Raw genomic sequence first — 2941 nt, forward strand, 5'->3', positions numbered from 1 at the left:
ATCAGGCGGCTGGCCCAGCGGGACATCAGCTATGGCCCGCCTTTGCGTAAATACCTGAACGTTGGCTGCAACTATTGACACCCTCTACCAAAAATGAAGTTTAAAGTTTTAGCATATACATTTTCATTGCCATTACTTTGGTTGACAATATTGCTTTTGCAACTTATTGTTCCAAACGTTGGAATATCTCATATATTTTCCACTGCTTTTCTCATTGGGCTTTTAGGTGGTTCTTTGGTAGGGCGTTTTTCTCTCTCCAGTAAATACTTAACCAGCTTAATAGTTGACGGCGAAAAATTAATACTGACCTACATGACCCCATTAGCTCGAAAACGTCATATAACTATTCCATTAGACGCCTTAGCTGATATAAAAGTGAAAGAGAAAATATTCTTAATTAGTGATTTTACGTCATTAAAATTATCCTTTAACGAAAATGAAATAAAGTTTTATCTTTTTGATAGTGAAGTAAAGCGAGCTTCTCAAATACTATTACAGATTTTCGCTGATAAACAGATAGCAAGTTGAACATCACACATAGCTGCAGCCAACAAGGGCATTTGGCTTACCAGGGCGGGACGTTGGAACTTCAACAGTAGATCATTGATGAGCATCGGCCCGAACTTGTCACGGTTTCAATTTGGCTTTTGGTTATAAATATGAACATTTGTAATTAAATATATCGGTTGAGCCGAGCGGGACGTTAGTAATGGCCCTGGCAAGCCAAATCCCGAAACGTTAGCAGCCATTGTTCGGACTTTCCTTTAATTTTAGAATCGAATGAGAAACCCTTACCACTATTTATTCTATTATACTCAGTTCAATGTCAATAAGGTACGACCTCTTAATTCACGAGAATCAGCAATTCTCTATGTTAGTGCAATTTTGTTCTTTCTAACAATGCCTTTTATTGCCCTAGGAACAGCTGAACTGATTGGCAAAGAATTAAAAGTGGTATTTTACGCAGTGATATTAGGCTATGGCTACCTGATTTATTACCTGAATAAAAGCTATTTCGAAAGGAAAAAAGTATATATACAGGTGACAAACAAATACAAAGGGCAAAGTAGTACACAAATCTTAGTGGGAAGAACGGTTGCTTGGCTTTCCTTAACTGCATCCTTCGTCCTCTTCGTTTGGATTTTGGGAAAGCTCTAAATACGGCTGCTAACAAGGGCATTTGGCTTACCAGGGCGGGACGTTGGAACTTCAGCTGTAGATCATTGATGAGCATTGGCCCGAACTTGTCACGGTTTCAATTGAGCTTTTGATTATAAATATGGACATTAGTAAATAATATATCGGCTGAGCCGGGCGGGACGTTAGTAATGGCCCTGGCAATACAAATACGTCAACGTTAGCGGTCATTGTAAACAACTCTCTATAATATTCAACTGGCACTAAAGTGATAGAAACGAACAGGCTTATTTTGAAACCTTTGACTTATGAACAATTAGTAAAGTATACTAAATGCGACGATTCATTGGAAGAGGAATTGAACCTTAATAAAACATCAAGAACTATTTCACCTGAACTTAAAGAAGCATTAGAACAAACTATTTTGCCGAATGTAGCTGACAAATCCAAGAATTACTTGTATTCAACACTTTGGACTGCAATTTCAAAAACAGAAAACAAAATGGTCGGTGACTTATGTATAATAGGCGCACCGAATGCACTGGGCGAAATCGAAATTGGCTATGGTACTTATGATGAATTTCAGAATAATGGCTTTATGACAGAAATTGTAAGTGGTATAATTGAATGGGCAAAAAATCAACCTGAAGTAAAATCAATAATAGCTTCGACGGAAAAGACAAACAATGCTTCATTTAAGGTTCTTGAAAAAAACGACTTTCTGAAGATTGGCGAAACAGAAACATCATTTAATTGGCAACTAAGACTAAACAAAGACCAGGTTTCATGAGAATCAAAACAACGAACCGCTAACAAGGGCATTTGATTTACCAGGGCGGGACGTTGGAACTTCAGCTATAGATCATTGATGAGCATCGGCCCGAACTTGTCACGGTTTCAATTTGGCTTTTGGTTATAAAGATGAACTTTTGTAAATTAATATATCGGCTGAGCCGGGCGGGACGTTAGTAATGGCCCTGGCAAACCAAATCCCTAATCGTTGGCTGCAATTTTAACAAACATAAAAATGAAACAAATAATTCAATGGATTGGACACTAGTTATAATTCAGGGAATTGTTATCGCCGGCTTCACCAGTTGGATAAACTACTTAGTAGGAAGATGGCAAAAAAAGCTTGATTTTCATTATGACTATAAAAAGTATATACTGGAAAAAAGGAAGGATGCGTACTCTTCAATAGAAAAGGCTTTTAACGAACTCAGGAATATCGAAAAAAATTATAACGTAGCGGACATTTCCCAGTCAAACAAAATTCTGAGACGAGTTATTGAATCGACCCAATCATCAATCTGGGCAACTCCAGAACTATTAATTAAGCTCAAAGACTTGCAAATGTTTTTTGCAGAACTCCTTGTTTTTAACAACATGAGTTCGTTTGAAGAGGGCCAAGAAATGACCCCAACAGACATTAAAAGGTTTTGGGACACTTTCCGAAAAAAACACTCAAAATATCAAGAGCATTTAAATGGACTAGAGACGGTCTTTTTTTCTGACCTAATGAACTTAAATGATATTGATAAGTTCATTAAAGTGCGATCAACCTGGAAGGGGTTTTCTATCGATCCTAATATAACTCAATAAAAACTGCAGCCAACAAGGGCATTTGGCTTACCAGGGCGGGACAATGGAACTTCAGCAGTAGAACAATGATGAGCATTGGCCCGGGCTTGTCACGGTTTCAATTAGGCTTTTGGTTATAAATATGGACATTAGTAAATAATATATCGGCTGAGCCGGGCTGGACGTTAGTAATGGCCCTGGCAAACCAAATCCCTAATCGTTA

The 2941-nt window shown here is 37.9% G+C and carries 3 protein-coding genes; all 3 read left to right on the top strand.

The features are described 5' to 3' along the window. Nucleotides 1-93: 93 nt before the first annotated feature. The 3 genes from BC349_RS11340 to BC349_RS11350 all read left to right on the top strand — a co-directional run bounded on the left by BC349_RS11340 (nucleotide 94) and on the right by BC349_RS11350 (nucleotide 2739). A complete protein-coding gene (locus BC349_RS11340) occupies nucleotides 94-528 on the top strand; it encodes a hypothetical protein (protein ID WP_187256891.1) in 435 nt (144 codons plus the stop codon). 877 nt (nucleotides 529-1405) lie between these two features. Next, entirely contained in the window at nucleotides 1406-1927 is a 522-nt protein-coding gene (locus tag BC349_RS11345) for a GNAT family N-acetyltransferase (RefSeq protein ID WP_187256892.1), read from the top strand. A gap of 254 nt (nucleotides 1928-2181) precedes the next feature. After that, the gene (locus tag BC349_RS11350) at nucleotides 2182-2739 is read left to right on the top strand and encodes a hypothetical protein (RefSeq protein WP_187256071.1); all 558 of its coding nucleotides are present in this window, start codon (nucleotides 2182-2184) and stop codon (nucleotides 2737-2739) included. Nucleotides 2740-2941 lie beyond the last annotated feature (202 nt).

Origin of the sequence: Flavihumibacter stibioxidans (genome assembly GCF_014332695.1) — a bacterium.
GTDB classification, from domain to species: domain Bacteria; phylum Bacteroidota; class Bacteroidia; order Chitinophagales; family Chitinophagaceae; genus Flavihumibacter; species Flavihumibacter stibioxidans.

Bases quoted from the DNA above. Each gene is read 5' to 3' on its own strand.
- BC349_RS11350 (WP_187256071.1), top strand. From the start codon at position 2,182: ATGGATTGGACACTAGTTATAATTCAGGGAATTGTTATCGCCGGCTTC.
- BC349_RS11340 (WP_187256891.1), top strand. From the start codon at position 94: ATGAAGTTTAAAGTTTTAGCATATACATTTTCATTGCCATTACTTTGG.